At 69.6% G+C, this 25,118-nt stretch carries 25 protein-coding genes; 18 read left to right on the forward strand and 7 right to left on the reverse strand.

The features are described from left to right. Positions 1-154: 154 nt before the first annotated feature. Entirely contained in the window at positions 155-739 is a 585-nt protein-coding gene (locus tag ACFOWZ_RS14180; protein ID WP_382372363.1) for a GNAT family N-acetyltransferase, read from the forward strand. On the opposite strand, the gene ACFOWZ_RS14185 is transcribed toward ACFOWZ_RS14180, so the two are convergent. Beyond that, on the reverse strand, positions 736-1,332 hold the full coding sequence (locus ACFOWZ_RS14185; RefSeq protein ID WP_382372365.1) for a TetR/AcrR family transcriptional regulator: 597 nt from the start codon (positions 1,330-1,332) through the stop codon (positions 736-738). The two genes, ACFOWZ_RS14180 and ACFOWZ_RS14185, sit on opposite strands and share 4 nt — an antisense overlap. A gap of 117 nt (positions 1,333-1,449) precedes the next feature. Here ACFOWZ_RS14185 and ACFOWZ_RS14190 point away from each other — a divergent pair, with 117 nt between their 5' ends. The 4 genes from ACFOWZ_RS14190 to ACFOWZ_RS14205 are packed head-to-tail and all read left to right on the forward strand — an operon-like array spanning position 1,450 to position 3,902. Beyond that, positions 1,450-2,304, forward strand: a complete 855-nt coding sequence (locus ACFOWZ_RS14190) for an SDR family oxidoreductase (protein WP_382372367.1) — start codon at positions 1,450-1,452, stop codon at positions 2,302-2,304. 17 nt (positions 2,305-2,321) lie between these two features. Further along, the gene (locus ACFOWZ_RS14195) at positions 2,322-2,792 is read left to right on the forward strand and encodes a GNAT family N-acetyltransferase (RefSeq protein WP_382372369.1); all 471 of its coding nucleotides are present in this window, start codon (positions 2,322-2,324) and stop codon (positions 2,790-2,792) included. Then, positions 2,783-3,499: an MBL fold metallo-hydrolase gene (locus ACFOWZ_RS14200; protein WP_382372371.1), complete on the forward strand. Its 717-nt coding sequence runs from the start codon at positions 2,783-2,785 to the stop codon at positions 3,497-3,499. The genes ACFOWZ_RS14195 and ACFOWZ_RS14200 overlap by 10 nt, the downstream gene beginning before the upstream one ends. A gap of 46 nt (positions 3,500-3,545) precedes the next feature. Continuing rightward, a complete protein-coding gene (locus tag ACFOWZ_RS14205) occupies positions 3,546-3,902 on the forward strand; it encodes a hypothetical protein (protein WP_382372373.1) in 357 nt (118 codons plus the stop codon). Between the two features lie 84 nt (positions 3,903-3,986). On the opposite strand, the gene ACFOWZ_RS14210 is transcribed toward ACFOWZ_RS14205, so the two are convergent. The 3 genes from ACFOWZ_RS14210 to ACFOWZ_RS14220 form a co-directional block, all read right to left on the reverse strand. Continuing rightward, the gene (locus ACFOWZ_RS14210) at positions 3,987-6,995 is read right to left on the reverse strand and encodes a beta strand repeat-containing protein (RefSeq protein ID WP_382372375.1); all 3,009 of its coding nucleotides are present in this window, start codon (positions 6,993-6,995) and stop codon (positions 3,987-3,989) included. Between the two features lie 191 nt (positions 6,996-7,186). Beyond that, the gene (locus ACFOWZ_RS14215; RefSeq protein ID WP_382372377.1) at positions 7,187-7,939 is read right to left on the reverse strand and encodes a hypothetical protein; all 753 of its coding nucleotides are present in this window, start codon (positions 7,937-7,939) and stop codon (positions 7,187-7,189) included. Between the two features lie 138 nt (positions 7,940-8,077). Further along, the gene (locus ACFOWZ_RS14220; protein WP_382372379.1) at positions 8,078-10,255 is read right to left on the reverse strand and encodes a hypothetical protein; all 2,178 of its coding nucleotides are present in this window, start codon (positions 10,253-10,255) and stop codon (positions 8,078-8,080) included. 78 nt (positions 10,256-10,333) lie between these two features. On the opposite strand from ACFOWZ_RS14220, the gene ACFOWZ_RS14225 reads away from it, so the two are divergent. Next, positions 10,334-11,485 (forward strand): AI-2E family transporter, encoded by a 1,152-nt coding sequence (locus tag ACFOWZ_RS14225; protein WP_382372381.1) that lies wholly within the window; start codon positions 10,334-10,336, stop codon positions 11,483-11,485. Between the two features lie 163 nt (positions 11,486-11,648). Here ACFOWZ_RS14225 and ACFOWZ_RS14230 read toward each other — a convergent pair whose 3' ends face one another. Beyond that, positions 11,649-12,845: a GGDEF domain-containing protein gene (locus ACFOWZ_RS14230; RefSeq protein WP_382372383.1), complete on the reverse strand. Its 1,197-nt coding sequence runs from the start codon at positions 12,843-12,845 to the stop codon at positions 11,649-11,651. Between the two features lie 124 nt (positions 12,846-12,969). On the opposite strand from ACFOWZ_RS14230, the gene macS reads away from it, so the two are divergent. The 12 genes from macS to ACFOWZ_RS14290 all read left to right on the forward strand — a co-directional run bounded on the left by macS (position 12,970) and on the right by ACFOWZ_RS14290 (position 22,410). Further along, positions 12,970-14,130, forward strand: coding sequence for a MacS family sensor histidine kinase (gene macS / locus ACFOWZ_RS14235; RefSeq protein ID WP_382372385.1), 1,161 nt, complete (start codon positions 12,970-12,972; stop codon positions 14,128-14,130). Further along, positions 14,127-14,789 (forward strand): response regulator, encoded by a 663-nt coding sequence (locus ACFOWZ_RS14240; protein ID WP_030465668.1) that lies wholly within the window; start codon positions 14,127-14,129, stop codon positions 14,787-14,789. The genes macS and ACFOWZ_RS14240 overlap by 4 nt, the downstream gene beginning before the upstream one ends. A gap of 20 nt (positions 14,790-14,809) precedes the next feature. Continuing rightward, positions 14,810-15,319 carry a DUF1707 SHOCT-like domain-containing protein gene (locus tag ACFOWZ_RS14245; protein WP_382372388.1) on the forward strand — a complete coding sequence of 170 codons (510 nt, stop codon included), beginning with the start codon at positions 14,810-14,812 and terminating at the stop codon, positions 15,317-15,319. A 36-nt stretch (positions 15,320-15,355) separates the two neighbouring features. Next, the gene (locus ACFOWZ_RS14250; RefSeq protein WP_382372390.1) at positions 15,356-16,807 is read left to right on the forward strand and encodes an SDR family oxidoreductase; all 1,452 of its coding nucleotides are present in this window, start codon (positions 15,356-15,358) and stop codon (positions 16,805-16,807) included. 35 nt (positions 16,808-16,842) lie between these two features. After that, on the forward strand, positions 16,843-17,874 hold the full coding sequence (gene tdh / locus ACFOWZ_RS14255) for an L-threonine 3-dehydrogenase (protein WP_382372392.1): 1,032 nt from the start codon (positions 16,843-16,845) through the stop codon (positions 17,872-17,874). Beyond that, positions 17,874-19,052 (forward strand): glycine C-acetyltransferase, encoded by a 1,179-nt coding sequence (locus tag ACFOWZ_RS14260; RefSeq protein ID WP_382372394.1) that lies wholly within the window; start codon positions 17,874-17,876, stop codon positions 19,050-19,052. Before tdh ends, ACFOWZ_RS14260 begins: the two co-directional genes overlap by 1 nt. 47 nt (positions 19,053-19,099) lie before the next feature. Beyond that, on the forward strand, positions 19,100-19,594 hold the full coding sequence (locus ACFOWZ_RS14265) for an RNA polymerase sigma factor (protein WP_382372396.1): 495 nt from the start codon (positions 19,100-19,102) through the stop codon (positions 19,592-19,594). Continuing rightward, positions 19,579-20,577, forward strand: a complete 999-nt coding sequence (locus ACFOWZ_RS14270; RefSeq protein ID WP_382372398.1) for a hypothetical protein — start codon at positions 19,579-19,581, stop codon at positions 20,575-20,577. The genes ACFOWZ_RS14265 and ACFOWZ_RS14270 overlap by 16 nt, the downstream gene beginning before the upstream one ends. After that, positions 20,574-21,428: a LysR family transcriptional regulator gene (locus tag ACFOWZ_RS14275; RefSeq protein WP_382372400.1), complete on the forward strand. Its 855-nt coding sequence runs from the start codon at positions 20,574-20,576 to the stop codon at positions 21,426-21,428. The genes ACFOWZ_RS14270 and ACFOWZ_RS14275 overlap by 4 nt, the downstream gene beginning before the upstream one ends. 91 nt (positions 21,429-21,519) lie before the next feature. After that, on the forward strand, positions 21,520-22,083 hold the full coding sequence (locus tag ACFOWZ_RS14280) for a Scr1 family TA system antitoxin-like transcriptional regulator (RefSeq protein WP_382372402.1): 564 nt from the start codon (positions 21,520-21,522) through the stop codon (positions 22,081-22,083). Further along, complete coding sequence (locus ACFOWZ_RS14285) at positions 22,080-22,226, forward strand: hypothetical protein (protein WP_382372404.1); 147 nt, start codon at positions 22,080-22,082, stop codon at positions 22,224-22,226. Before ACFOWZ_RS14280 ends, ACFOWZ_RS14285 begins: the two co-directional genes overlap by 4 nt. 13 nt (positions 22,227-22,239) lie before the next feature. After that, positions 22,240-22,410, forward strand: a complete 171-nt coding sequence (locus tag ACFOWZ_RS14290; protein ID WP_382372406.1) for a DUF397 domain-containing protein — start codon at positions 22,240-22,242, stop codon at positions 22,408-22,410. Positions 22,411-22,563: 153 nt separating this feature from the next. Here ACFOWZ_RS14290 and ptsP read toward each other — a convergent pair whose 3' ends face one another. Together ptsP and ACFOWZ_RS14300 are read right to left on the reverse strand one after the other, a co-directional pair. Then, positions 22,564-24,195 (reverse strand): phosphoenolpyruvate--protein phosphotransferase, encoded by a 1,632-nt coding sequence (ptsP, locus tag ACFOWZ_RS14295; RefSeq protein ID WP_382372408.1) that lies wholly within the window; start codon positions 24,193-24,195, stop codon positions 22,564-22,566. A 48-nt stretch (positions 24,196-24,243) separates the two neighbouring features. After that, positions 24,244-25,089: a Dyp-type peroxidase gene (locus ACFOWZ_RS14300; RefSeq protein WP_382372410.1), complete on the reverse strand. Its 846-nt coding sequence runs from the start codon at positions 25,087-25,089 to the stop codon at positions 24,244-24,246. Positions 25,090-25,118: the final 29 nt, after the last annotated feature.

Here is a 25,118-nt window from a genome sequence, read left to right on the forward strand (position 1 = left end):
CCCCCGCCAAACGCAGCACGGGCGAGCACCTCGGCACCTTCGACGCGCACACCGAGGACGCGTACGGCGTGATTCCGGCCGGTGGTGGTGCGCGGCTGACTTTCGACGACGGCGTGTTCCGCCGCCACGTTCGCTGACCCCGGAGGATCCGACCATGCCGCTTCTCGTCAGCCCCGCTCACCCCGCCGGGACGCTGAAGAGCCTGCGACAACCCACCATCGACGGTGACGGCCTGGTGCTGCGGCCGTGGCGCGGGAGCGATGCCGAGGTCGTGAAGGCGGCCTTCGACTGTCCGGACATCCAGCGTTGGCACGCGCGGTGCATGGACTCCCGCGACGAAGCCCTCGCCTGGATCGAGGGGTGGGAGTCGCGCTGGGACGACGAGACGGATGCCAGCTGGGCGATCGCCGTCGAGGACCGGGTGGTCGGGCAGGTCGGGCTGCGCGGCGTCTCGCTGTTCGAGAGTTCGGCGGAGTTGTCGTACTGGGTGCTGCCGGCGGCGCGCGGAGCTGGGGTGGCTGGACGGGCGACGCTCGCCTTGACCCGGTGGTCCTTCGACGTCGTGGGCCTGCACCGGATCTTCCTGCGGCACTCGACGGGCAACCTGGCGTCGTGCCGCGTCGCCGCGAAACTCGGGTTCAGCGACGAAGGCACTCAACGCGGTGTGCTGCTGCACGCGGACGGATGGCACGACGCCCACACCCACGCCCGGCTGCGCACCGATCGCCCAAGCCTCTAACGCGGTTGCAGACCACGCAGTGCGGTGTCGACGACCTGGCACGCGTAGTCGCTGGTCAACGGCGCGGTGCGGTGCAACCAGCGGTTGAGGACGGGGCCCCAGATCAGGTCGACGGCAACGTCGAGGTCGACGTCCTCGGCCAGTTGCCCGGCGCGTTGGGCGGAGCGCAGGCGTTCCTTCTTCAGCTCGCGCATCGGGCCGTCCAGACGGGTCGCGTAGTCGGCGGCCAGGTTCGGGTCGTGGACGATCTCGGTGTGCAGGGCGCGCATGGTCTGGTCGAAGCCCAGGTCGTTGAGCTCGTCGACGGTCGCGCTCAGGACGAGCTTCAGGTCGGCCGCCAGGTCGCCGGTGTCGGGTAGCGCTGCTGCCTCGCCGTCGCCTGCGAGCGTGAGGAAGGCGTCGAAGAACAGCGGGCCCTTGGACGGCCACCACCGGTAGATCGTCTGCTTGCCGACTCCTGCGGCCTGGGCGATGCCCTCGATGGTGAGCTTCGCGTAGCCCACCTTCCCGACCAGGTCGAGGGCGGCGGCGAGGATGGCTCGCCGCGCGGTCTCGCTGCGACGGCTCGGGTCCGGGGCGACCTTCGTGGGCACGGGGTCAATCTAGCGCAAGAAGAGACGAGACGGTCCGTCTTGACAAGCCGAGTGACTCCAGGCAAGCTACCCCACAAGACGAGACGGTCCGTCTCGTCAATGCGATGGGGGAACAGCGTGGAAATCTCATCCCAGGTCTGGTTCGTCACCGGTGCCAGCCGTGGTCTCGGCCGAGCCTTCACCGAGGCCGCACTGGCGGCCGGTCACCGGGTCGTCGGCGCTGCTCGTGACGTCGAGCCGCTCGAAGATCTCGTCACGAGGCACCCGGATCGCCTGCTGGCTCTGCGCCTCGACGTCACGGATCGGACGGCGGTGTTCGACGTCGTTGCTCAGGCGGTGGAGCACTTCGGCCGGCTCGACGTCGTCGTGAACAACGCGGGTGCGTTGTTCACCGGGATGGTGGAGGAGTTCTCCGAAGCCGAGGCGCGCGCTCAGATGGACGTCAACTTCTTCGGTGCGCTGTGGGTCAGCCAGGCCGTGATGCCGCACCTGCGAGCGGGCGGTGGCGGGCACGTCCTGCAGATCTCCAGCATCGGCGCGCTCGGCGGCTTCCCCAGCACCGGGCTCTACAGCGCCAGCAAGTTCGCGCTGGAAGGCATGAGCGAGGCGCTCGCCGCCGAAGGCGCGCAGTTCGGCGTCAAGGTCACGATCGTCCAGCCGGGTGGTTACTGGACCGACCTCTACACCAGCAGCACGGCCACCAGCCCGAACCCGGTCTACGACCCGCTGCGGGCCGAGCTCGAGAAGCAGTGGGCGGAGGGCTCGATCGACAGCGAACCGAAGCTGGCCGCCGAAGCGGTGATGACCTTGGTCGCGAGTGACGACCCGCCGCTGCGGCTCCTGCTCGGCAGCATGGTCTACGACGTGGCGTTCGACATCTCGCGGCGCCGCATGGACACCTGGGCCTCGTGGGAGGAGGTCAGTCGCGCCGCCGAGAAAGCCGTTCCCGCTCCGGGCACGCAGGTGACCTGATCGTGCAAGATCGACAGGTGACACTGATCAGGCCGGCCGGGCGCAGCGACGTGACAGCTCTCGTCCGGTTGCGCCTGGCCAACGCCGAACGCCACGTCCAGCTGGCGCCGGACCTCTTCCGCATCCCGGACGAGGAAGCGGTGCGGCGGTACTTCGAGAACGCGATCGGCAACGCGTTGATCTCGGTCGCCGAAGTGGACGGCGAGGTGGTGGGCATGGTGGAGGTGGTTCTGCTGCTCGCGGACCCTCCGGACCACCAGATCCTGGTGCCTCGCCGCGCGGCCGACGTCCACACCGTTGTGCTGGACGGCCACCGGGGTCGTGGCATCGGCGCGGCTCTGGTCGCGGAGGCGGAACGTGTTGCCGCAGCTCATGACGTGTCGATCGTCTACGCGAACATCTTCGCCACCAACGATGACGCCGTCCGGTTCTACTCGTCGGCCGGGTTCGGGCCGCGCGGCATCCTGCTGAGCAAGCCGTGCGGCTGACGGTCCTCGGCAGCTGCGGCGCCTATCCCGAACCGGGCAGGGCGTGCAGTGGGTTCGCGGTCGAAGAATCCGGCTACCGGCTGGTCCTGGACCTGGGCTACGGCACGTTGCCGCGGCTGTTGGACCTGTGGCCGGCGGGACCGGACGCCGTGGTGATCACCCACGAACATCCCGACCACTGCGCCGACCTGCACGGCCTGTTCCGGATGTGGCACTACGGGCGGCGCGGCCGGCTGCCGTTGTACTGCCCACCGGGTGTGCTGGACCGCCTGCAGGGCCTCGAACCCGACGTGTCACTGCTCGAGGTCTTCGACGTCCACCCGCTGCCGGGCGTCTGGGAGGTCGGTCCGTTCGCGCTGTCCGGTGTGGACCTGCCGCACTTCGTGCCGAACGCGGGTGTCCGGCTGGAGGCTTCGCGGGTGCTCGCCTACACCGGCGACACCGGTCCCTCCCCGGCATTGGCGGCGCTCGGTCGGGACGCGGACCTGTTCGTCGTCGAGGCCACCGACCGGCCCGGCGACACCTCGGGTCTGCTGATGACGTCCGCCGCAGCCGGGTCGTGGGCCCGCCGGGCGGGAGCACGGCGCCTGATGCTCACGCACTTCTGGCCGGGCAACGATCGTTTCGCCGCAGTCGCTGCTGCTCGTGCGACGTTCTCCGGCGAGGTCGTGGCGGCGTCGGAGGGTGACGTCTACGCGCTCGGATGACGTGGCGATGCTGGTCAACGGGCCGCGCCTCGGCTAGACACGGACTGTGCTGCACGACCCGCTCACGGGCCTGCCCGGACACGCGCTGCTGCTCGACCGCCTGGAGCAGTCGCTGATCCGTGCCCGCACGCGCGGCACCCTGGTCACCCTCGTCCTGGTCACCGCACCGGACTCGTTGCTCGAGGCGGCGCGGGTGCTGCGGGCGGGACTGCGTCCGGACTTCACCGTCGCCCGGTACCACGAGACCGTGCTCGCCGTGCTGGCCGAGCACGACTTCGGCGACGGCTCACCGATCTCGGCGTTGATCAGGCAGCTGGTCGGGGAGAGTCCGCAGATCCACTGGGTGACGAGCGACGGCGACACCGCTCCGGACGACGTGATCGCGACGGCCGAGAACAGGTGAAGACGGCACTGAGCCCCGGCGACACCGTCGTGTCGCCGGGGCTCAGCTTCTTACCGGAGGGAGGGTGTTACAACCTGCGGGGTGTTACAGCGAGCCGGTCACGCGCTCGAACACGTTGGCCGGGTCGATCAGGGCGATCGCCGGAGCGTTCACCGGGAGCTGCGGCAGCGCGCGCTCCTGCGGGGCCAGGCCCTGGGTCGGGTTCAGGTTGAGACCCGAGACGGAGGCCGGGCCGTCGAGCGGCAGCGCGGGCAGCGAACGCTCGGTCGGCACGCCGGGCAGCTGCACCGGCAGGGCCGGGGCGGTCACCGGGAGGGACGGAACGGTCGGCAGCGAACGACCGGTGGCGCCGGCCGGGAGCAGAGCCTTCGCGGCCTCCAGCACCTCGTTCAGGGGCAGGCCCTGGACGTTCGGCGTGATGCCCGCGGTGCCACCGTTGACCGGCAGGGCGGAGCGCTCCTGCGCGACGGCGGGCAGCGCCGGGGTGGGCAGCTGACCGGCCAGCGCGGCCACGTCGGCCGGGTTCGGCAGCGTGTTCACGGGCAGCTTGTCGAGGCCGTGGAACGCCGGGACCTCGTCGGCCTTCATCAGGCTGTCGACGCCCTTGGGGAGCTCGATGCCCTTGAGCTGCGTGGCACGCAGGACGCCGGCAGCCTCTTCGCCGGTGAGCTGCGTGTCCTCGTCGGTGCCGGCGGTGGTCGCCTGGCCGAGGACCTCCACGGGGACGTACGCGACCTTGGCGAGCGCCTCGACCGGGACGGTCATCTCACGGGCGGTCAGCGGTCCGCTGCCCTCCGTGAACATGTTGCCGCCGGCCTGGGTGAACGACTCCTTGTCGGTGACCGTGTTCGCCTGGCCCGCAGCCGCGATCGCGTCCGCGTACACGCCGACGATGGCGTTGGCGGGCACGTTGATCAGGTTGCCGGAGACCGAGGCGTCCTGGGCGGTGGAGGCGCTGTCGCCACCCGCCACCGTCTTGGTGTCGGTCAGCGTGTCGGAGTTGGTGATGCCCGCGGCCGAGACCGAGTTGCCGGGCACCGGCACGAACGGCGTGGCCTGCGCGCCGATCAGGTTGCCGGAGACCGAACCACCGTCACCGTTGCTGTCGACGTCGCCGCCGGCGACCGAGTCGAGGTCGTTGGTGGCCTTGGCGTCGACGTTGCTGCCGCCGCCGACCGCCCAGCCCGCGACCTGCGTGGCGGACGCGACCGGGGTGGAGATGACGTTGCCGGCGATCGAGCCGTCCTCACCGGTGGTGAGAGCGTCGCCGCCCGCCTTCATGTCCGTGGCGTTGTCGGCCGTGGACGAGTTGTTGCCCACCAGGGTGACGCCGTCGCCGAAGACCTGGGCCGGCGTCGAGGTCGGGACCTGGACGATGTTGCCGGAGACCGAGCTCTTCTTGCCGTACGCCTTGGGGTCGCTGCCCGCGATGACCGAGGTGTCGTTCGACGAGTCGGTCGTGGTGTTGCCCACCAGACCGGCGGTGAACCCGAAGACCTGGGCCGCGGCGGCGGTGGGCGTGGTCACGACGTTGCTGGAGACCGTGCCGCGGTCGTCCTGCGAGTTCGGCTGGCCGCTGGAGCGGACGACCTTGGTCTCGTCCGCCGAGCCGCTGGCCTGACCGGCGAGCGTGCCCGCCACACCGTAGACCTCGACCGGAACGGCGACCGGGGTCTGCGCGATGTTGCCGGAGCCGACCGAGTCGTTGCCGACGGTGCCCTGGTAGCCACCGGTGGTCGACTTGACGTCGTTCTCGCAGGTGCCGGCGGCCTGGCCACCGGCGGACGCACCGTTGCCGCACGCGTCGATGGCGGTGGCCGGGGGAACGTCGGCGATGTTGCCGGACAGGACGGACTTGTCGCCCAGCGTGTAGGTCTCGCCACCCGCGTTGGAGTTGGCTTCGTTCTCGTGGTCGGTCAGCGCGTTGCCGATGACCGCCGCACCGTTGCCGCCCACACCGGTGGGGAGCGAGACGGGCACGCCGGCGACGTTGCCGGACCCCGTGGAGCCGGTGCCGTTGGTGTGCTTGGTGCCACCGGCGTTCGAGTCGTTGATCGTCTCGCTGACCGCGGTGGCGTTGCCGCCCGCGGCGCCGGCGTTGTCGTCGACCGAGATCGGGCCGGCGACAGCGGCCTCGGCGACGTTGCCCGCGAGCGTGGCGGGGTCGCCGTCGGTGTCGGTGTTGCCACCGGCGTAGGCGGCACCGGTCTGCACCGAGTCGGTGGTGGCGTTGGCCGCACCGGCGACCGCGTTGCCGTTGACCTCGAACAGCGGGGACACCGGGATCGGCACCGCGTTGCCGGAGATCGAGCTGTTCCTGCCGCTGGTCCTGGTGTCGCCCTCGGAGGAGGCGAACGTGTCAGCGGTCGAGTTGGCCTCGGCGATGCCGGCCGCGCCCACACCGTTGCCGGTGATCTGGACCGGGGTCGCGCCGTACTCGGCCACGACGTTGCCGGAGATGGCGCCCTTGTCACCGTTGGTGGTGATGTCGCCGCCGGTCGTCGAGACCTGCTCGGCCGTCGTGTTGGTGGCGGCGTTGCCGCCTGCCGCGATCGCGTTGCCGGTCAGCTGGACCGGGAGCACGTGGTTGACGGCGACGACGTTGCCGGCGAGAGCCTGGCCCGCGCCGTCGGTGACGATCGTGCCGTCGCGGTGCGTGTACTGCGTGCAGTCGCCGGCCGCCTCGGCGTTCCCGAGGACCGCGATCGCGTTGCCGCAGATCTGGATCGGCACATCGACGTGCGCCTGGATCGTGTTGCCCCGCACCACGTTCTGGAGGGCGGTGCCCTGCAGGCGCTCGCCTGCCTGACGGATCAGCGGGTGCGCGACCGGAGCGGCCGTGCGGGTGGGCACCGCGCTGGTGACGCGGTCCGTGCTGATCGTGCGGTCGACCTTGGGAACGTCCAGGTTCTTGACGGGGGTGCCCAGGTTGTTCTGGTCCACCTTCACCGGAACCGAGACGCCCGCGTCAACGGGTGACGGCGCTGCGTCGGGGTTGACGTTCTCCTGGGCAGAAGCGATGCCCGTACCGAGCATCAGCAAACCACCAGTGACAAACGCGGACTGGATTCCGCGCTTTGCCCAGGTCTGCATTGGATCTCCTTTTCCACAATCCCCTGCTGTCAGGGGAGTTCAAGGGGGTGGGGCCGAGACGCGCTGGGGAAGGCGCGTCATCACCGGGGGAGTCGCACGCGGTGATCGACCGGAAGGAGCGCAAGAAAAAAGCGCGACGGTCGACTTCCGGACAGCCGGGGGAGGTGGCTGCCGCGGACCGCGCGCTGAAATCAGTCGGGGTTGATACCGGGCTGCTTGCCCGGCGTCACGGTCACCTCGTCGGTGGACGGCGCGAGAGCGCGCGTCACCGAGGTGCCGTGAGCGTTGCCGGACGCAGCGAGAGCAGCGGTCGTGCTGCCCTTCGCAGAACCAGAACCGTCGGAACCGCAGCTGCACTGCACCGGCGCGGGGGCCGGGACGGGCAACTTGGGCAACGGGCTGGTGGGCAGGGACGGACGCTGCTCGGAGGGCACGACGAAGTCGTTGTGCTCCAACAGTTCCGTCCACGAGGCACCGGACGGACCAGCAACCTGCAAAGCCTGCGCGACCGGCGACTGACCGGTCTCGGAGGCCGGGATCTCCGGGAACGTCACGTCCAACGACCGCGCCGTGGCGGGGGCGTCGGACTGACCGGTCCTGGTGACCTGAGGCAGGATCCGCTCGGCGATCTGCTCGACCGCCGTGGAGACCTGCACCTCCGGCAGGGCGGCGCGAGCCTTCTCCTGCTCGGCGCGCAACGCCTCGTCGATCTTGTGCACTGCGGTGGCAGCGGGAACGACGACCGGCAGCTTCTCGTCCGCAGAGACGATCTTGGTGACGACGTCGAACTGCTGCACGTCTTCAGCTGCGTTCGCGGAAGACGTGGTCAGCGCCCAGGCAACGGCCGTACCCGCGATCGCCCCACCGACGGCGAGCAGCGCTCGGGTGGCGAACCGGCGGATGCCGTTCGCTCCCGTCTTCGCTCGCAGATCGGCGGAGAACAACGCAGGAAACCTCGCTACTCGGTGGCGCTCAAGGGATTCGCCGACGATCAAGTGATCAAGTCGACGTCGGCGACTCTGCCAGTCCCACGGCCCCGAATGCACGCCCAGAGCGCTCGGTTAACTACATCGTGTGAACACTCAGACCCGCTTCAACACCCGTGCCGCACCCGCCGCCGCGGTCGACGCGAGCACCCATCCCACGGCCACGAGCAGCGAGGAGATCCACTGCGACGCGCCCGTGAACTGCCACTTCCCGTCGTGGCCGAAGTCGATGATCGGGATCAGCAGGTCCAGCGCGAGGAGCCAGGCGTTCCACACCGGGTCCTCGTCGGAGTTGAGCTTGACCATCGGATGCCACTGGAACCACAGCGCGCCGCCGAGCCAGAACACGCCGAGCCAGCAGATCGCGAGCCACGGCCGGTAGCCGTAACCGACGGTCCAGCGCTGCACGCCGCCCCAGACCCGGCCCGCCCTGCCGAGCTCGGAGAAGCGGCGGCGTTGTTTCTCCAGCTGGACCTTCTGCGCGAGCTCCTCCTCGCCGCCCTGCTGGTAGACGGCGGCGAGCTGCTCGTACGGTCCCGGCGCGAAGTCCGGCTGCACCTTGAGCAGCCACCTCAGCCGGGTCTCGACCGGCACGTCGGGATCGGCGGTGATGCCGGCGAACTCGAAGTCGTCGACGGCGACGCCACCCTCCGCGTCCCACAGGCCGGGCCCGTCGGTGACCGACACCGCCTTCAGCCTGCTCAGCACGATCTTGCCCTTGGGCTGCTGGCCCTCGGGGATGTGCAGGCGGAACTGGTGCACCGTCAGGCCGTACGCGTTGAGCGCGATGTCCGCGGAGGTCGAGCCGAGGTGCGAGTCGCTGAACGTCGCCATCTTGCCGACCTCGCCCAGCCGGATCCGCACGCCGCCGACCGCCGTGAACCCGCGGCTGCACAGGAGGTCCTTGCCGATCGTGATGGCACGGGCGTCGAGGGACGGCTTCTGCGTGCCGTTCGCGCGCAGCCTCGGCAACGTCAGCTCGGCGCCTGACATGTCCAAAGTGGACCCGATGTTCGCGTTCTGGAGCCGGACCGAGCCCTTGGCCCTGAGCTCCCGCAGGAACAACGTGCCGCCGACCTGGAGGCGGTCGGCGAACAGGACGTCGATGCCGGGCCCGTGCAGCGAGACGCCCGACATGCTGGCGCTGCCCATGATGTGCGCGTTCGACAGCCGGACCTGGCCGTAGGTCTGCAACGGCAGCGACCGGGTGCCCGCGCCGTTGACCGCGCTGCGGGCCTCGACGTCGCCGCGCACCTGCATGCCGTCCGCGTGCACGGCGACGGGGATGCGGTTGGTGACGTCACCGGCGAGCTCCTCCGCGACGTCGCGCGGTCCGATCACCGCGCCGGACAGCCGCAGGTACCCGCCGATGCTCGCGTTCGGCAGCCGGATCGTGCCGGTGCTCGTGAAGCCGTCGTCCAGCTCGACGTTGCCCTCGACCCGGATGCGGTCGGCCACGAGTGTCGCGGCCTCGTCGGCCAGTCCGTGCGGCAGCACCAGCACCTGGTTGTCGACGCGGTGGGCCGAGTGCAGGCGGGCACCGGTGAACTCCAGGTTGCCGCCGACGCGCGCGCCGTCGAGCAGCACCCGGCCCTCAGCGGTGAAGCGGCCGCCCTCCGCGTTGCAGAAGACGTTGCCCGCGACCACGATGCCGGACGCTTCGAGCGCGTCGCGGCCGACGTTGCTCAGCCGGGCGCCGCCGAGGTGGACGCTGCCGCCGATCGTCGCACCGCGCAGGCGCACCTCCCCCTGGGCCCGCACCGCTATGGCCTGGACGGATCCGCTCACCCGCAGGCGGGCGCCGAGGAACGCGTGGTTCGTGTCGCTCTTCAGGACCGCGCCGGCGAGCCGGAGCGTGCCGTCGACGGCGGCGTCGGTGAGGTCGACGGTGCCGGTGCAGGTGAAGCCGGCCTCGAGGACGAGGTCGCTGAACACGCGGAGGTTGCGGCCCTGCAGGCCCGGCACGCGGGTGCCGCGCAGGCGCAGCCCGATGAGGCGGGCCATGCGGAGGTCGAGCGGTTCCTCGAACGTGCAGTGGGTGAGGTCGATGACGCGGGTGACGCGAGTCCCTTCGAGCTCGAACCTCCCGGTGATCCGGGTGTTTCGCAGGCGAAGCGCGGGCAATCCCTTGCGCGGCACCCGGTACATGCCGGTCAGCAACCCGGTGAGCACCTCGCCGCGCACGCTCTGCCCGGTCAGGTCGATCTCGGTGCCACCCGCGTAGGCACCTGCGACCTGGCGCTCGACCTCGGTCAAGTCTTCCGGCTTGATCACTTCGTCCTCCCCTGACGAATCGGATCATCCCCATCAGGTTCCGGCTTGACCAGGGTCTGAGCAGTTAACGTGAGGCACGTGAGCACACCGGAGTCGGAGATCAGCAGTCGCGTTCCCCTGCTGCTGCGGGTGAGTGCCGCGCTGAGCTGGCGGTTCGTCGTGGTGGTGGCCGCGTTGTACGTGGTCGCGTACGTGCTGGGCTTCCTCGCGTCGATAGTGATCCCGGTCGCAATCGCCCTGCTGCTGGCGGCACTGCTGTCCCCCGGCGTGGCGAAGCTCGTCGAGTGGCGGGTGCCGCGCGGCGTGGCCACGACCGTGATGATGATCCTCGGCATCGGCGTGCTCGGCGGCGTGCTGACGTTCGTGATCAGCGAGTTCTCCCGCGGCCTGCCGGAACTGCAGTCGCAGGTGGGGGCGTCGCTCGACACGATCCAGCGGTGGCTCAAGGACGGGCCCGCGCACCTGTCCGACGCGCAGCTGCAGAACTACCTCAACGAGATCGTGAAGACGATCAAGGAGAACCAGGCCGAGATCACGTCCGGCGCGCTGACGACCGCCGCGACCCTCGGCGAGGTGCTGACGGGCCTGTTGCTCGCGCTGTTCACGCTCATCTTCTTCTTGCACGACGGCGACGGCATCTGGCGCTTCGTGATCCGTGGGGTCCCTCGCGACGTGCGTCAGCGTGTGGACGTGGCGGGCCGTAGGGGGTTCGGCTCTCTCGTTTCTTACGTGCGCGCGACGGCGGCGGTCGCGGTCGTCGACGCCGTCGGTGTCGGCATCGGCCTGGCGATCATCGGCGTACCGCTGGTGGTGCCTTTGTCGGCGTTGGTGTTCCTCGGCGCGTTCATCCCCATCGTCGGTGCGGTGTTCACGGGCGCAGTCGCCGTCTTGATCGCGTTGGTGACGAACGGCCCGATCGCGGCGCTGGTCGTCCTGGCCGTGCTCATCGGCGTGATGCAGCTGGAGTCACACGTCCTCCAGCCGTTGTTGCTGGGGCGCGCGGTGAAGCTGCACCCGTTGGCGGTCGTGCTCGCGATCGCGGGCGGGTTGGTCGTGGGCGGCATCGCCGGTGCGTTGCTCGCGGTGCCGTTGCTCGCGGTGCTGAACTCCGGGATCCGGTCGCTGGTGTCCGACGCAGATGCGGTGCAGAAGCCGGAGAAGGTGGACGTGCTGAACCCGCAGGACACGGCGCCGAAGGACGACAAGAGCGAACGGGTCGAGGAGCTCTAAGCCATGTCCTGCCCGTTCCTGTTCCGTTGGCGCGAAAAGCACGTTCGGGCGATCTAGCGGCACCAACGTCCCGTTCGCGCCAAACGAGCCTTGGGTGCGAAAGTGGCGTTCGGGCCATCTAGCGGCCTGAACGTGCTTTTCGCGCCACAACCGGCCAGCGAGGTCAGGCCATCGAGACCAGGTTGCGGCCGTACGCCTTCGCGGCCAGCAGCGCCGCGTCCGCCGCCACCAGCAGGTCCGGCAGTTCGTAGCCGAACCGGGTCGTGGTGGCCACGCCGATCGACACGGTCAGGCCGCTCAGCTCGTGCGGCTTGCCGTCGGTGGCCATCGTGGGCACGCGGAGGTCGGCCACGGCCTGGCGCACGCGTTCGGCGACCGACTCGGCCTGTTCCGGCGTGGCGTCCGGGAGCAGGACGACGAACTCCTCGCCGCCGAACCGGCCCACGAGGTCGCCGCCGCGGACCGTGCCGCGCAGCAACAACGACACAGCGGCCAGGGCGGCGTCGCCCGCCAGGTGGCCCACCTCGTCGTTGACCCGCTTGAAGTGGTCGAGGTCGAGCAGCATCACGGCCATCGGGCGGGTGCGGTCGGCGCCCTTGGTCAGTTCGTAACGGGCGCGGCTGTCCCAGTGCACGGCGTTGGCGAGACCGGTCTTGGCGTCGCGCTGGGCCGAGCGGCGCCACTGCGGGAGCTGGGCGGCGCGTTCCAGCAGGGCCAGTGCCGGGCCGGCGATCAGGGCGTGGACGGCGTTGTTCTCCGCGACACAGCCCATCAGGCCGCCGATCGACACCGCCACGACGCCGAGGATGACGTCGATGGGTTCGCCGACGTTCTCCTCGAAGGTCGCGGACGGGTTGCGCAGCTTCAGGCCGTACGCGATCAGGGCCGCGCGCAGGGTCAGCAGGACGGTGGCTCCGAACACCATCATCAGCAGGTGGGCGCGCGGATCCACCCAGCCGAGCAGGTAGCGGGTGGCGAAGACGGCGAGGGTCGTGGCGCTGAGCGTGTACAGCCAGCGGTACGTCTCGGGGCGTTGCGCCAGCAGGCAGTGCAGTGCCGGGCCGAAGAGCAGCAGGACCATCAGGTTCGGCGGCAGGGCGAGGATGCCCGCCGTCAGGTAGCAGAGGTGCGCCGCCCACGGGTTGCGTTCGGTCTCGCCCAGACGATGGCTGTAGATGGAGCTGCCGATGATCACCGCGCCCGCCGTGCCCGCGATGGCGGCGAACCTGCCGATCTCGGAGGGTGACGGCGTGTCGGTCGAGACGATCACGTAGGTGACGGTGGCCAGCGCGGCGAAGTCGATGAACAGCCAGTAGCAGAGCGCGGGCCGCCGCAATGTCCACACCGGCCAGTCGCGCACCTGTATGCCCTCCCCACCTGAACCCGGAGAGCGTCGCACATTCCTCCGTTCGGCAGAAGACGGCCACCTGGGGGTTAGCTGGCACACGTTCACGCGGCAGGATGGTGGCCGAAAGGAGCACAGCGTGCCCAAAGAGCCTGCCGAACGTGTGACGAAGGTGATCGACGACCCGGCCACGCCGCTGTGGCGCGGGACGATTGCTCTACGGATAGTCACATTCCTGTTCGCGGCGGCGAACGTGATCGCGAACCAATCCGGTTACATCCGGCCGGAGCTCGCGTGGACCACGCTCGGGGTGATGGCGCTGTGGTCCGTCTTCACGAGCCGCGCCTACAGTTCGACGTGGGGCAGGCGCTGGCCACTCGTGCTGGTCGACCTCGCGCTGACGTGCGGCCTCATGTCGCTGTCGCCGCTGATCATGTCCGACCACCAGCTGCTGACCCTGAACGTCCCGCTGATCACCACGATCTGGGCGTGCGTGCCCGCGGTCGCGCTGGGTGCTCTGGGCGGTCCGGCGGCGGGGTTCGCCGGTGGCCTGACGGTCGGCCTCTCCACCTACCTGTCGAAGGGCGTGCCGAGCCTCGACCTGCTGCGTGACGTGGTTCTGCTGGCGGGTGCCGGCATGGTCGTCGGCATGGCTTCGGCCACCGCACGGCGTTCGGCGGTGCTGCTCGCCCAGGCGTTGCGCGCGGAAGCGGCGACGGCCGAACGCGAACGGCTCGCGCGCTCGATCCACGACAGCGTGCTGCAGGTCCTCGCCCGCGTGCGCAAGCGCGGCATGGAGGTCGGCGGTGAGGCCGCGGAACTCGCCAAGCTCGCGGGAGAACAAGAGGTCGCGCTGCGGAACCTGGTCGCCGCCGCACCCACTGACTCCACAGTGGACGGCGAGATCGACCTGCGTCCCGGCCTCCAACTCCTCGCCACGCCCAGGATCCAGGTGTCCACACCCGCCACGCAGGTGATGTTCGCGGCCAACGCGGCCGGCGAGCTCACGTCGCTGGTGCGCGAAGCACTGTCCAACGTGGACAAGCACGCCGGTGAGGACGCGCGGGCGTGGGTGCTGCTCGAAGACCTCGGCGAGGAAATCGTGCTGAGCGTCAGGGACGATGGTCCCGGCATCCCGGAAGGCCGGATCGCCTCCGCCGCCGCGGAAGGCAGGATGGGCATCGAGAAGTCGATCAAGGGCCGGGTGGAATCGCTGGGCGGCACGCTGGAGCTCCAGACCGGGCCGGGGGAGGGCACGGAGTGGGAGGTTCGGGTGTTCAGGAAGGGGGCGGCAAGATGACGGTCTCGGTGATGGTCGTGGACGACCACCCGATGTGGCGCGAAGGCGTCGCACGCGACCTGCAGGAACGTGGTTTCGAGATCGTGGCGACCGCAGGGGACGCCGCATCCGCCGTGCGCATCGCGAAGGCCGTGCGGCCGAACGTGGTGCTGATGGATCTCAACCTCGGTGAGCTCTCCGGGGTCGACGCGACCCTGATGATCACCAGCGAGCTGCCGGACACGCGCGTGCTGGTGCTGTCCGCGTCCGGCGAGCACGACGACGTGCTACAGGCCGTGAAGGCGGGCGCGTCCGGCTATCTGGTGAAGTCCGCGTCCTCCGAGGAACTCGTGGAGGCCGTGACCCGCACCGCGGCGGGCGACGCCGTGTTCACCGCCGGCCTCGCGGGCCTCGTGCTGGGCGAGTACCGGCGCATGGCCGCCGCACCCGACGACTCGGAGGACAAGCCTCAGCTCACCGATCGGGAGACCGAGGTGCTGCGACTGGTGGCCAAGGGCCTGACCGCACGCCAGATCGCGAACCGCCTGGTGATCTCCCACCGCACGGTCGAGAACCACGTTCAATCGACATTGCGGAAACTTCAACTGCACAACCGGGTGGAGCTGGCGCGTTATGCCATCGAGCACGGTCTCGACGCCGAACCGGAGGCAGAGAAATGACAGACCCCAGAGAGTTACGCGTGTCCGACGCGGAACGTGAGCACGTCGTCAGCCTGCTGAACAAGGCGGTGGGCCGCGGCATGATCACGCTCGACGAGTTCACGACGCGCACGGACATCGCTCTCGCCGCCGTGACCAGGGCAGACCTGAACGGCGTGCTGATCGACCTGCCCGGCATGGTCAACAACGAGCTGGCGCACGCGCGGACCGAACTGAAGAACACGATGGGCACCACGACCCGCAAGGGCCACTGGGTCGTGCCCCGCGAGCTGGTCATCCGCAACACCCTCGGCACCACCAACCTCGACTTCACGCAGGCCGAGGTGCCGCCGCTCGTCAACGTCGACCTCGACGTGTCGCTGGGCACGGTCAAGCTCCTCCTGCCCGCGGGGTCGTCGGTCAACGTCGACGGTGTGGAGCTCACCGCCGGTGAGCTGAAGGACAAGGTCCACAACGCCGTCGGTTCCCCGCACTTCCAGCTCAAGGGCGCGGTCCGCGGCGGAACCGTGGTGATCAAGCGGAAGCGCTGATCTGCGATCGTCCGCACGGACGCGCAGGATCGGGGCATGCGGTGTCTCGTGACCGGCGCGACCGGGTACCTCGGCGGACGGCTCGTGCCCAGGCTGCTCGCCGAAGGGCACCAGGTGCGCTGCCTGGTGCGTTCGCCGGAGAAGCTGCGCGACGTCCCGTGGGCCGCTGACGTCGAGATCGTGCGCGGTGACGTGCTCGGCGATCTCGACGAAGCGGTGCGGGACGTCGAGGTCGTGCACTACCTCGTGCACTCGTTGCACTCGAAGGACTTCGCGAACGCCGATCGCAAGGCCGCCGAGAACCTGGCCGCGGCCGCCGAACGTTCCGGCGTGCGCAGGATCGTGTACCTGGGCGGGCTGCACCCGTCGACCGGGGAGCTGTCGCCGCACCTGGCGTCCCGCAAGGAGGTCGGCGAGGTCTTCCTGCGGTCGTCGGTGCCCGCCGTGGTGCTGCAGGCCGCGGTGATCATCGGTTCGGGGTCGGCGAGCTTCGAGATGCTGCGGTACCTCACCGAACGGCTGCCGGTCATGGTCACGCCGCGCTGGGTGCACAACCGGATCCAGCCGATCGCGGTCAGGGACGTGCTGCGGTACCTCGTCGACGCGACGACGCTGGACGCGAACAGGACGTTCGACATCGGCGGGCCGGACGTGCTCACGTACCTGGAGATGATGCTGCGGTACGCCGAGGTCGCGGGCCTGCCGAAGCGCCGCGTCCTGCCCGTGCCGCTGCTGACGCCGGGTCTGTCGTCGCACTGGGTCAACCTCGTCACGCCCGTGCCGAGGTCGATCGCGCGGCCGTTGATCGAGTCGCTGGTGCACGAGGTGGTGTGCCGCGAGAACGACATCCGGGAACTGCTGCCCGGCGAGAACGTCGGCTACGACAAGGCGGTCGCGCTCGCGCTGGCCAAGGTCCGCGACGCCGACGTCGAGACCCGCTGGTCGGGGGCCTCCACCCCTGGTGCGCCGAGTGAGCCGCTGCCGACCGACCCCGACTGGTCCGGTGGCTCGGTCTACGTCGACGAACGCGAACGCGACACCACGGCGACGCCCGAACGGCTGTGGGAGGTCGTCGAGGGCATCGGCGGCGAACGCGGCTGGTACTCGTTTCCGCTGGCCTGGGCCATCAGGGGCTGGCTGGACCGGCTCGTGGGCGGGGTGGGCCTGCGCAGGGGCCGCAGGGATCCGCACCGGTTGAACGTGGGCGAGGCGCTCGACTTCTGGCGGGTCGAGGAGGTCGAACGCGGCAGGCTGCTGCGGCTGCGCGCGGAGATGAAGGTGCCGGGGAAGGCGTGGCTGGAACTTCGAGTGGCGGACGGTGGGCAGGGCGGGTCCACTTACCGCCAACGCGCCGTGTTCGTGCCCAAAGGGCTCGCCGGACACGTCTACTGGGCGGCCGTCTGGCCGTTCCACGGCGTCGTGTTCGGCGGCATGGTGCGCAACATCGCCAATGAAGCTGAGCTGCACAAGAACTTCAGAAAGTCCTGATGGACTGCACAAGCAGCAAAGGTGAGACTTCCCGCATGAAGGCTCTCGTCAAGGTCGCCGCTGGGCCTGGCCTCGAACTGACCGACGTTCCCGACCCCACGCCGGGTCCGACGGACGTGCTGGTCAGGGTGTTGCGCACCGGCATCTGCGGCACCGATCTGCACATCGACTCGTGGGACGACTGGGCGTCGCAGAACATCAAGGCGCCACTCACGCTCGGGCACGAGTTCGTCGGCGAGGTCGCCGAGGTCGGCGCCTCCGTCACGGGCGTGAAGGTCGGCGACCTGGTCAGCGGCGAGGGTCACCTGGTGTGCGGGACGTGCCGCAACTGCAAGGCGGGCCGCCGCCACCTCTGCGCCAACACCCGTGGTCTCGGCGTGCACTCCAACGGCGCGTTCGCGCAGTACGTCGTGTTGCCCGAGCAGAACGCGTGGGTGCACCGCACGCCCGTCGACCTGGACGTGGCCGCGATCTTCGACCCGTTCGGCAACGCAGTGCACACCGCGTTGAGCTTCCCGGTCATCGGCGAGGACGTGATCATCACCGGGGCCGGCCCGATCGGGATCATGGCGGCCGCCGTCGCCAAGCACGCGGGTGCGCGCAACGTCGTGATCACCGACGTCTCCGAGCACCGGCTGGACCTCGCGCGCAAGGTCGGCGTCGACCTCGCGGTGAACGTCGCCGAGAAGACGATCGAGCAGGCGCAGGCCGAACTAGGCATGGCAGAGGGCTTCGACGTCGGCATGGAGATGTCCGGCAAGCCGTCGGCGCTCCAGAGCATGATCGCGAACATGGCGCACGGCGGTCGCATCGCGATGCTGGGGCTGCCCGCGGAACAGTTCCCCGTCGACTGGAGCAGCGTCGTGCTGAAGATGCTGCACATCAAGGGGATCTACGGCCGCGAGATGTTCGAGACCTGGTACTCGATGACCGTGCTGCTGCAGCGCGGCCTCGACCTCGCGCCGGTGATCACGCACCGGTACGACCACACGCAGCACGCGGAGGCGTTCGCCACCGCGCGCGAAGGCAAGTGCGGCAAGGTCATCCTCGACTGGACGGGAGCCTGATGTACGGCGAGCTGAAGAACGACCTCCTCAAGACGATCGAGGAGATCAGGGAGGCCGGGCTCTACAAGTCCGAGCGCGTCATCGCCACCCCGCAGAACGCCGCCGTCCGGGTCGGTTCCGGTGACGAGGTCCTGAACTTCTGCGCCAACAACTACCTCGGGCTCGCCGACCACCCGCGCCTGATCGAGGCCGCGAAGGACGCGCTCGACAAGTGGGGCTTCGGCATGGCGTCGGTGCGGTTCATCTGCGGCACCCAGGAGCCGCACAAGGAGCTGGAGCGCAAGCTCTCCGAGTTCCTCGGCACCGATGACACGATCCTCTACAGCTCGTGCTTCGACGCGAACGGTGGTCTGTTCGAGACGCTGCTCGGCGCCGAGGACGCGATCATCTCCGACGAGCTGAACCACGCGTCGATCATCGACGGCGTCCGGCTCTCCAAGGCGCGCAGGTTCCGCTACAAGAACCGCGACATGGACGACCTCGAGCGTCAGCTCAAGGACTCCGCCGACGCGCGCTACCGGCTGATCGCCACCGACGGCGTGTTCTCGATGGACGGCTACCTCGCGCCGCTCGACGAGATCTGCGACCTGGCCGAGCGCTACAACGCGCTGGTCATGGTCGACGACTCGCACGCCGTCGGCTTCACCGGCCCGACCGGCCGCGGCACGCCGGAGCTCTTCGGCGTGCAGGACCGCGTCGACATCGTGACCGGCACGCTCGGCAAGGCGCTGGGCGGCGCGTCCGGCGGCTACACGTCCGGTCGCGCGGAGATCATCGAGCTGCTGCGCCAGCGGTCGCGCCCGTACCTGTTCTCGAACTCGCTCGCACCGTCGATCACCGCCGCCGCGATCGCGACGCTGGACCTGCTGTCGTCGTCGTCCGAGCTGCTGACCCAGCTGCGGTCGAACACCGAGCTGTTCCGCCGCCGCATGACCGAGGAAGGCTTCGACCTGCTGCCGGGCGAGCACCCGATCATCCCGGTGATGATCGGCGACGCGGCCGAGGCGGCCAGGCTCGCCGACCTGCTGCTGGAGCAGGGCATCTACGTGATCGGCTTCTCGTACCCGGTGGTGCCGCACGGCAAGGCGCGGATCCGCACGCAGATGTCGGCCGCGCACACCACGGAGGACGTGAACCGGGCGGTCGACGCGTTCGTCGCCGCACGCGCCAAGATGTGATGCCGGCCACACGACCGTAAGAACTCGCACGGTCCGCGCACTACCTCGTGAAGAGGGAGGGGGCGATCGTGGAGGACTTCTCCGCCGTCTACCGCGAGTGTTACCCGCGGGTGCTCGCCTACGCGGCGGCGCACGCGGGGAGACCGCTCGCGGAGGACATCACCAGCGAGACCTTCACGATCGCCTGGCGCAAGCTCGACCAGATGCCGTCCAACGCCCTGCCGTGGCTGCTCGGCATCACCCGCAACCTGGTCCGCGCCGCTCGCCGGCAGACGTGGCACGACGAGCTCACCGATGTCGCCGCCGACGACGACTACGCCGTGATCGAGCTGCGGGCGGCCCTCGCGACCCTGTCCGAGGCCGACCAGGAGGTGCTCACGCTCATCGCGTGGCACGGACTGAATGCGGCGGAGGCGGCGTCGGTGCTCGGCTGCACAACGGCGACGTTCTTCGTGCGTCTCCATCGCGCCCGACGGCGGTTGCGTGCCGCTCTCTCGACACCGAACTTCGACCGTGCGAGGGAGTCATGGAAGACCTCTTGAAGGACCTGACTCAGGCCAAGCCGCCCGCTCCCGAGGTCGACCCCGAGCGGATGGAACGCGACCTGGCGCGCATCATCGCGATGCCACAACCGGCCAAGATCCGGACCTCCGCGCGGCGCTTCGGTCCCGTGCTGGTGGCCGCCGCGGTGATCGCGCTGGCCGTCGTACTGCTGCCGCGACCCGCTCCGCCCGTGCAACCGGCCGCACCACCTCAGCGGTGGCACGTGCTGACGCAGAAGTGGGAACTGATGATCGTCGGTGAGCCCACGAACCCGTACACGGTGATGCTCAGTGCCACGGAGGAACGGTGGGCGGGCACCGACAACCAGGTCGACGTCACCCAGAAGAACGGCAAGGTGGAACCCTTCTCCTCGGACGACGAAGCCAGGTGGGAGACGGCGGGCAAGCCGACCGAGGCACCTCAGCTCGGCGGGCACAGCTCGGTGCGCATCGGCCCGATGCAGCCCGCCGTGCGGAAGATCGACGGCCCCGAGCCCAACCCGTTCGCCGGACTGCCCACGGATCCGGTCGAACTCAAGAAGACGCTGCAGACCGTCACCGGGGACAACGGCTCCCAGGACAGCCTCCACTACCGGACCGCGATGCTCGCCATGCAGATGATGACCGCGAACATCAGCGACGACCGACGCCGCGCGGCGTTCGAGGCGCTCAAGACCGTGGACGGGGTGCGGCTTCTCGACCGGACGACGCTGCGGGACGGCCGCTCCGGCACCGGCGTGGCGATCCCCGCGCCGCCGACGTTCCAGTTCACCGGCTTCGAGACACAGCTGGTGGTCAACCCGGAGACCGGACTGCCGATGGCCAGGCGGAACGTCCTCACCGCCCCCCAGCACGGACTGCCGGTGACCACTCCGATCTTCGAGGAGGTGTACCTCCTGCTGGAGCGGACGACCATCGACCCGATCCTGCCCCACGGCGTCGTCGTGAACGCCGCACCGGAATCCCCCATCATTGAGCGGTGATCGACCCACGACGGCTCCGCGTGCTGCGCGCACTCGCCGACCACGGCACGGTGACGGCCGCTGCTGCTGCGCTGCACCTCACGCCGTCAGCGGTGTCGCAGCAGCTGGCGGCGTTGGAGTCGGAGGCCGGACATCCGTTGCTGCTGCGCAAGGGCCGTCGGGTCTCGCTGACACCAGCTGGTGAACTGCTCGTCGCGCACGCCCACGTCGTCGCCGCGGAACTGGAACGCGCACAGGCCACTTTGGACGCTCTGGCCTCCGGCACCACCGGACGGGTGGCGGTGGCGGCGTTCGCGTCGGCGATCACCCAGGTCGTGGCACCCGCCTTGGCAGCGTTGAAGGGCCGTTCCATCGAACTCTCCGTGCGCGACGCCGAAGGACACGAGAGCGTGCGGCTGCTGCTCGACGGCGAGATCGACGTGGCGATCACCGAGGAACACCGGACCACCGACCGCTTCACCACGTTCCCTCTCTACACCGAGCCTTTCGACGTGGTGCTGCCGCCGGGGCACGCGCTGGCGGGCGGACCGGTCGATCTGGCGGCGCTGGCCGACGAGGACTGGGTGGTGACGCTGCCGGGCAACCCGCTGCGCGACGTCGTGGAGATGGCGTGCGCGCAGGCCGGGTTCGCGCCGCGGATCCGGCACACGTCTGACGACTTCCGGGCGATCGAGGCCTTGGTCGCGGCGGGCGCCGGGGTGGCGTTGGCACCCCGCAACGCCGTGCCGGGAATTCCGGTGACAGGTGTGGCGCCATTGCGACGAGTGGTGGCGGCTGTGCGTCGTGGGTCGGAGGACCATCCGTTGATTCGCGTTGTGCTCGACGAGTTGCACTTAGTGGCACAAAGGTAGGACTTGTACCGGCTCCAAGAACTACTTCCTTCATGCAAATTCGGACGGAAACGATGGAGCCTGGGGGAGAAGTACTTCTAGCTTCAACGCCATGCCACGACGAAAGTCCAGTGTGGTGGGACGAGAGTTCGGTGAAGGCGTCCGGTACGCCATCGAACAAACCGGGATGACCCACCGCAAGCTCGCCGAGGAACTCGGCTGGGACGAAGCCAAGCTCTCCGACCTGGTGCGGGGCAAGGGCGGTGTCGACGAGAGCGACCTGAAGCAACTGCTCGGGTACTGCCGCGTCAAACCCGCTGAAGCTCGTCATCTGCTCGCACTGTTCAGGGAAACGCGGGAGACCGGATATCTCGAGATCCCGGAAGACGGGCAACCTGACCAGATGCGCATCCTGATCGACCAGGAGCGCCTGGCCAACGAGATCACCGTCTGGTCGATGAATCTCATTCCTGGACAGCTGCAGACCGCTGACTACATGCGTGCCCTCAGCGAAAGAGGCGTGCGGGACGCGTCAGTCGACTACGAGGACCGCATCGCCGCAAGGATGGCCCAGCGCAGCTACATCACCGTGCGGGTCGTACCGACCGCCCTTGGAGCGCACGCAGGCGTCGCCGGATCGTTCCTCCGTTCGGCTACGAGAAGTACGAGCCGGTGATCTTCATCGAGAGCAAGAACTCGTGCCTCTTCCTGGAGGACAAGGGATCTCTCGACGTCTACGGCAAGATACTGAAGCTGCTCGACCAGCAGGCACTGAGTGCGCAAGACTCGAAGGAGCTGATCACCGGCATCCTTCACTGAGGAGGCACTCCGCATGGCGCAGTGGCGCAAGAGCTCCCACAGCCCCGACGCGAACGACTGCGTCGAGGTCGGTCGTGGCATCGGCATCCGGGACAGCAAAGCGCCGACCACGCACCTGCCGGTGTCGGCGGACGCGTGGTCGGCGTTCCTCGACACGGTGAAGGACGAGCTGGGGCACGGTTGAGCCGCTGTCGTTGTCTCATGGCCTTACCTGTTCCTGCTCATCCACCGGAGCGCACGCACGTACCGACGGCCGACCCGGCCGCGATCCTGGCGTGCCATACCGGACATATTTGTTTGNNNNTTTCCCCGCCAAACAGCAGGCTCGATGCACGGGCTAGTGCGGGGCGCGAGCCGCTAGCTTCGCGGTCCCCGGGTCACCCGCGGCCAACGCGCCACGGGCCGCGAGCTGGCAGATGTCCATGCTGGACGTCGCCAGCTTGGCGCCCACATCGGCAAGAGCCGTGTGGTTCATCGACAACGACGTCACGCCCATGCCGATCAGCACACACGCGAGCAGCGGGTCGGCCGCTGCCTCGCCGCAGACGCCGATGGGCTTGCCCGCCGCCGTCGCCGCCTCGCCGACCTGCGCGATCAGGCGCAGCAACGCCGGCTGCCACGGGTCGTTCAACGCTGCCACGCCGCCGAGCTGGCGGTCGGCGGCGAAGACGTACTGGGCCAGGTCGTTGGTGCCGATGGAGATGAAGTCGACGACCTGGAGGATCTCCCGGGCCGACAGCGCGGCGGACGGGACCTCGACCATCACGCCGGCGCGCGCGATCCCCGCCTGACGGGCTCGGGCCACGAACCACGACGCCTCGGCCGCGGTGGCGACCATCGGGGCCATGACCGAGACGTCGGCACCCGACGAGGCAGCGGCGGCGGCGATCGCCTGGAGCTGGCGGTCGAGCACCTCCGGGCGGTCGAAGGCGACGCGCAGGCCGCGAACGCCCAGGGCCGGGTTGGGCTCGGGGTCCGGGTTCAGGAACGCGAGCGGCTTGTCGGCGCCCGCGTCGAGGGTGCGCACCACAACGGGCTTGCCCTTGAACGGCGCCAGCACTGCCTCGTACGCGGCGGTCTGCTCGGCAACGGTCGGCTCCTCGGCGGCGTCGAGGAAGCAGAACTCCGTCCGGAAGAGGCCGACGCCCTCCGCGCCCGCGGCGGCAGCGGCTGCCGCGTCGGCGGGAGAGCCCACGTTGCCGAGGACCTTCACGCGGTGGCCGTCCTTGAGGACGCCGACGCCGTTCCACACCGCCTTCTTGCCGGTGCCGGCCGCGCGGACCTTGCCGTCCGACTCGCGCACCTGACCGGTGTCGCCGTCGACCTCCAGTCCGGGGACGTCCAGAGCCAGCACGCCGCGGCACGCGACGACGGCCGGGATGCCGAGCGACCGCGCGAGGATCGCGGTGTGGGAGGTGGGACCACCCTCCTCCGTGACCAGCGCGAGGACCTTCGTCGGGTCGAGGCCGGCGGTGTCGGCGGGCGCAAGATCGCGCGCCACCAGCACGGACGGCGAGGTCAGGTCCGGTACGCCGGGAGCGGGCAGGCCCAGGAGCTCGGCGACCACGCGGTCGCGGACGTCCTGGACGTCGCGGGCGCGTTCGGCCATGTAGCCACCGGCGGCCTGCAGTGCGGCGATGAACTTCTGCGCCGCCTGGTACACCGCGCGGGCGGCGGGCAGCGACTCGTCGACGACGAGCTTCTCGGCGGACTTGATGAGCGACGGGTCGCCGGCCATCGCCGCCGTCGTCTCCAGAACGGCGCGGGCCTCGCCCTCGACGGTCTTCGCGCGCTCCATCAGGCGCTGCGCCACGACCTCGGTCGCGGGACGGATGCGGGAGGCCTCCATCTTCGTTTCCGCGGGTCGCGGACCCAGCGGAGGTTCGGGCAGGGCCTCTGCGACCCTCACCACGGGGCCGGAAGCCCGGCCGCTGCTGACACCGACACCGCTCAGCCGCGCGCTCGACATGGTCTAGACCATACCCTTCCACCGGGAACCGACGACATCACAGTCTGACTAATTCAGCGGCGGAATGCGGAACGCAGCGGAGGTGGTCGTCGTGGCGTAACGCAGAAGTGCGTCTCCATCGATCATGCGATACATCGTGTTCACAAACGTCCTGAGCTCACGCTGGTACGAGATGAACAGCAGGCCCTCCGCGTAGTTGTAAGAGCGGCGCAGCATCAGCCCGGCGCCCGCCGTCAACGGATGCGCCCGCCGCACGTGCGCGTCGGCCGGGATGACGTACTCACCGTCGGGGGTCTTTGCCGACAAATCGACCTCTTCGCCACCGGACAACGGCACGGCGTCGTGCTTGCGGCGCCCGAACACCCGTTCCTGATCGGCCACGGGCAACGCCGTGAACGCGGCGACGTCGAGCTTGATCCGGCGCACGACGGCGATGGTCGACCCGTCCGGCAGCCAGACCTCCCGGTCGAACTCCTCGGCGGTCTTGGGCACGACGATGCCGTCCTTGAAACCCAACCCGTTCGTGCGATCCGAGTGGCAGAACCCCTGTTCACGCCACCGCAGCCGCCCGTCGGGCCGCAGCCGCGAGGCCGCGTCCCGCACGGCTTCCCGATCGTCCCCGCAGATCTGCAGGAACAGCCGCCCGCCCAGCTCCTGCGGCCGGACGGCGTCGCCGGGGAACTCGGGCAACCCGTCGATCCCGTGCCCGAAGGTGACCGTCACCGACGAGCTGACCTGTGCGGACGGCGGACGAGCCGCGTCCCAGACGGAGATGTCGGCGTGCAGCTGCTGCGGCGTGGCGACACCCGGCTGCCGTTCTGGTGAACCGCAGCCGCCGAGCAGCCCGATGGCGGCAGCGCCGTACAGCAGACGGCGGCGTGAGAGCTGGACCACCGGGGCAGTGTGACAGTAGGCCGAACGGA

This window comes from Lentzea rhizosphaerae, from assembly GCF_042649515.1.
Classification (GTDB): Bacteria; Actinomycetota; Actinomycetes; order Mycobacteriales; family Pseudonocardiaceae; genus Lentzea; species Lentzea aerocolonigenes.

Bases quoted from the DNA above. Each gene is read 5' to 3' on its own strand.
- ptsP (WP_382372408.1), bottom strand. From the start codon at position 24,195: ATGTCGAGCGCGCGGCTGAGCGGTGTCGGTGTCAGCAGCGGCCGGGCT.
- ACFOWZ_RS14290 (WP_382372406.1), top strand. From the start codon at position 22,240: ATGGCGCAGTGGCGCAAGAGCTCCCACAGCCCCGACGCGAACGACTGC.
- ACFOWZ_RS14260 (WP_382372394.1), top strand. From the start codon at position 17,874: ATGTACGGCGAGCTGAAGAACGACCTCCTCAAGACGATCGAGGAGATC.
- ACFOWZ_RS14210 (WP_382372375.1), bottom strand. From the start codon at position 6,995: ATGCAGACCTGGGCAAAGCGCGGAATCCAGTCCGCGTTTGTCACTGGT.
- ACFOWZ_RS14180 (WP_382372363.1), top strand. From the start codon at position 155: ATGCCGCTTCTCGTCAGCCCCGCTCACCCCGCCGGGACGCTGAAGAGC.
- ACFOWZ_RS14270 (WP_382372398.1), top strand. From the start codon at position 19,579: ATGGAAGACCTCTTGAAGGACCTGACTCAGGCCAAGCCGCCCGCTCCC.
- ACFOWZ_RS14240 (WP_030465668.1), top strand. From the start codon at position 14,127: ATGACGGTCTCGGTGATGGTCGTGGACGACCACCCGATGTGGCGCGAA.
- ACFOWZ_RS14250 (WP_382372390.1), top strand. From the start codon at position 15,356: ATGCGGTGTCTCGTGACCGGCGCGACCGGGTACCTCGGCGGACGGCTC.
- ACFOWZ_RS14280 (WP_382372402.1), top strand. From the start codon at position 21,520: ATGCCACGACGAAAGTCCAGTGTGGTGGGACGAGAGTTCGGTGAAGGC.
- tdh (WP_382372392.1), top strand. From the start codon at position 16,843: ATGAAGGCTCTCGTCAAGGTCGCCGCTGGGCCTGGCCTCGAACTGACC.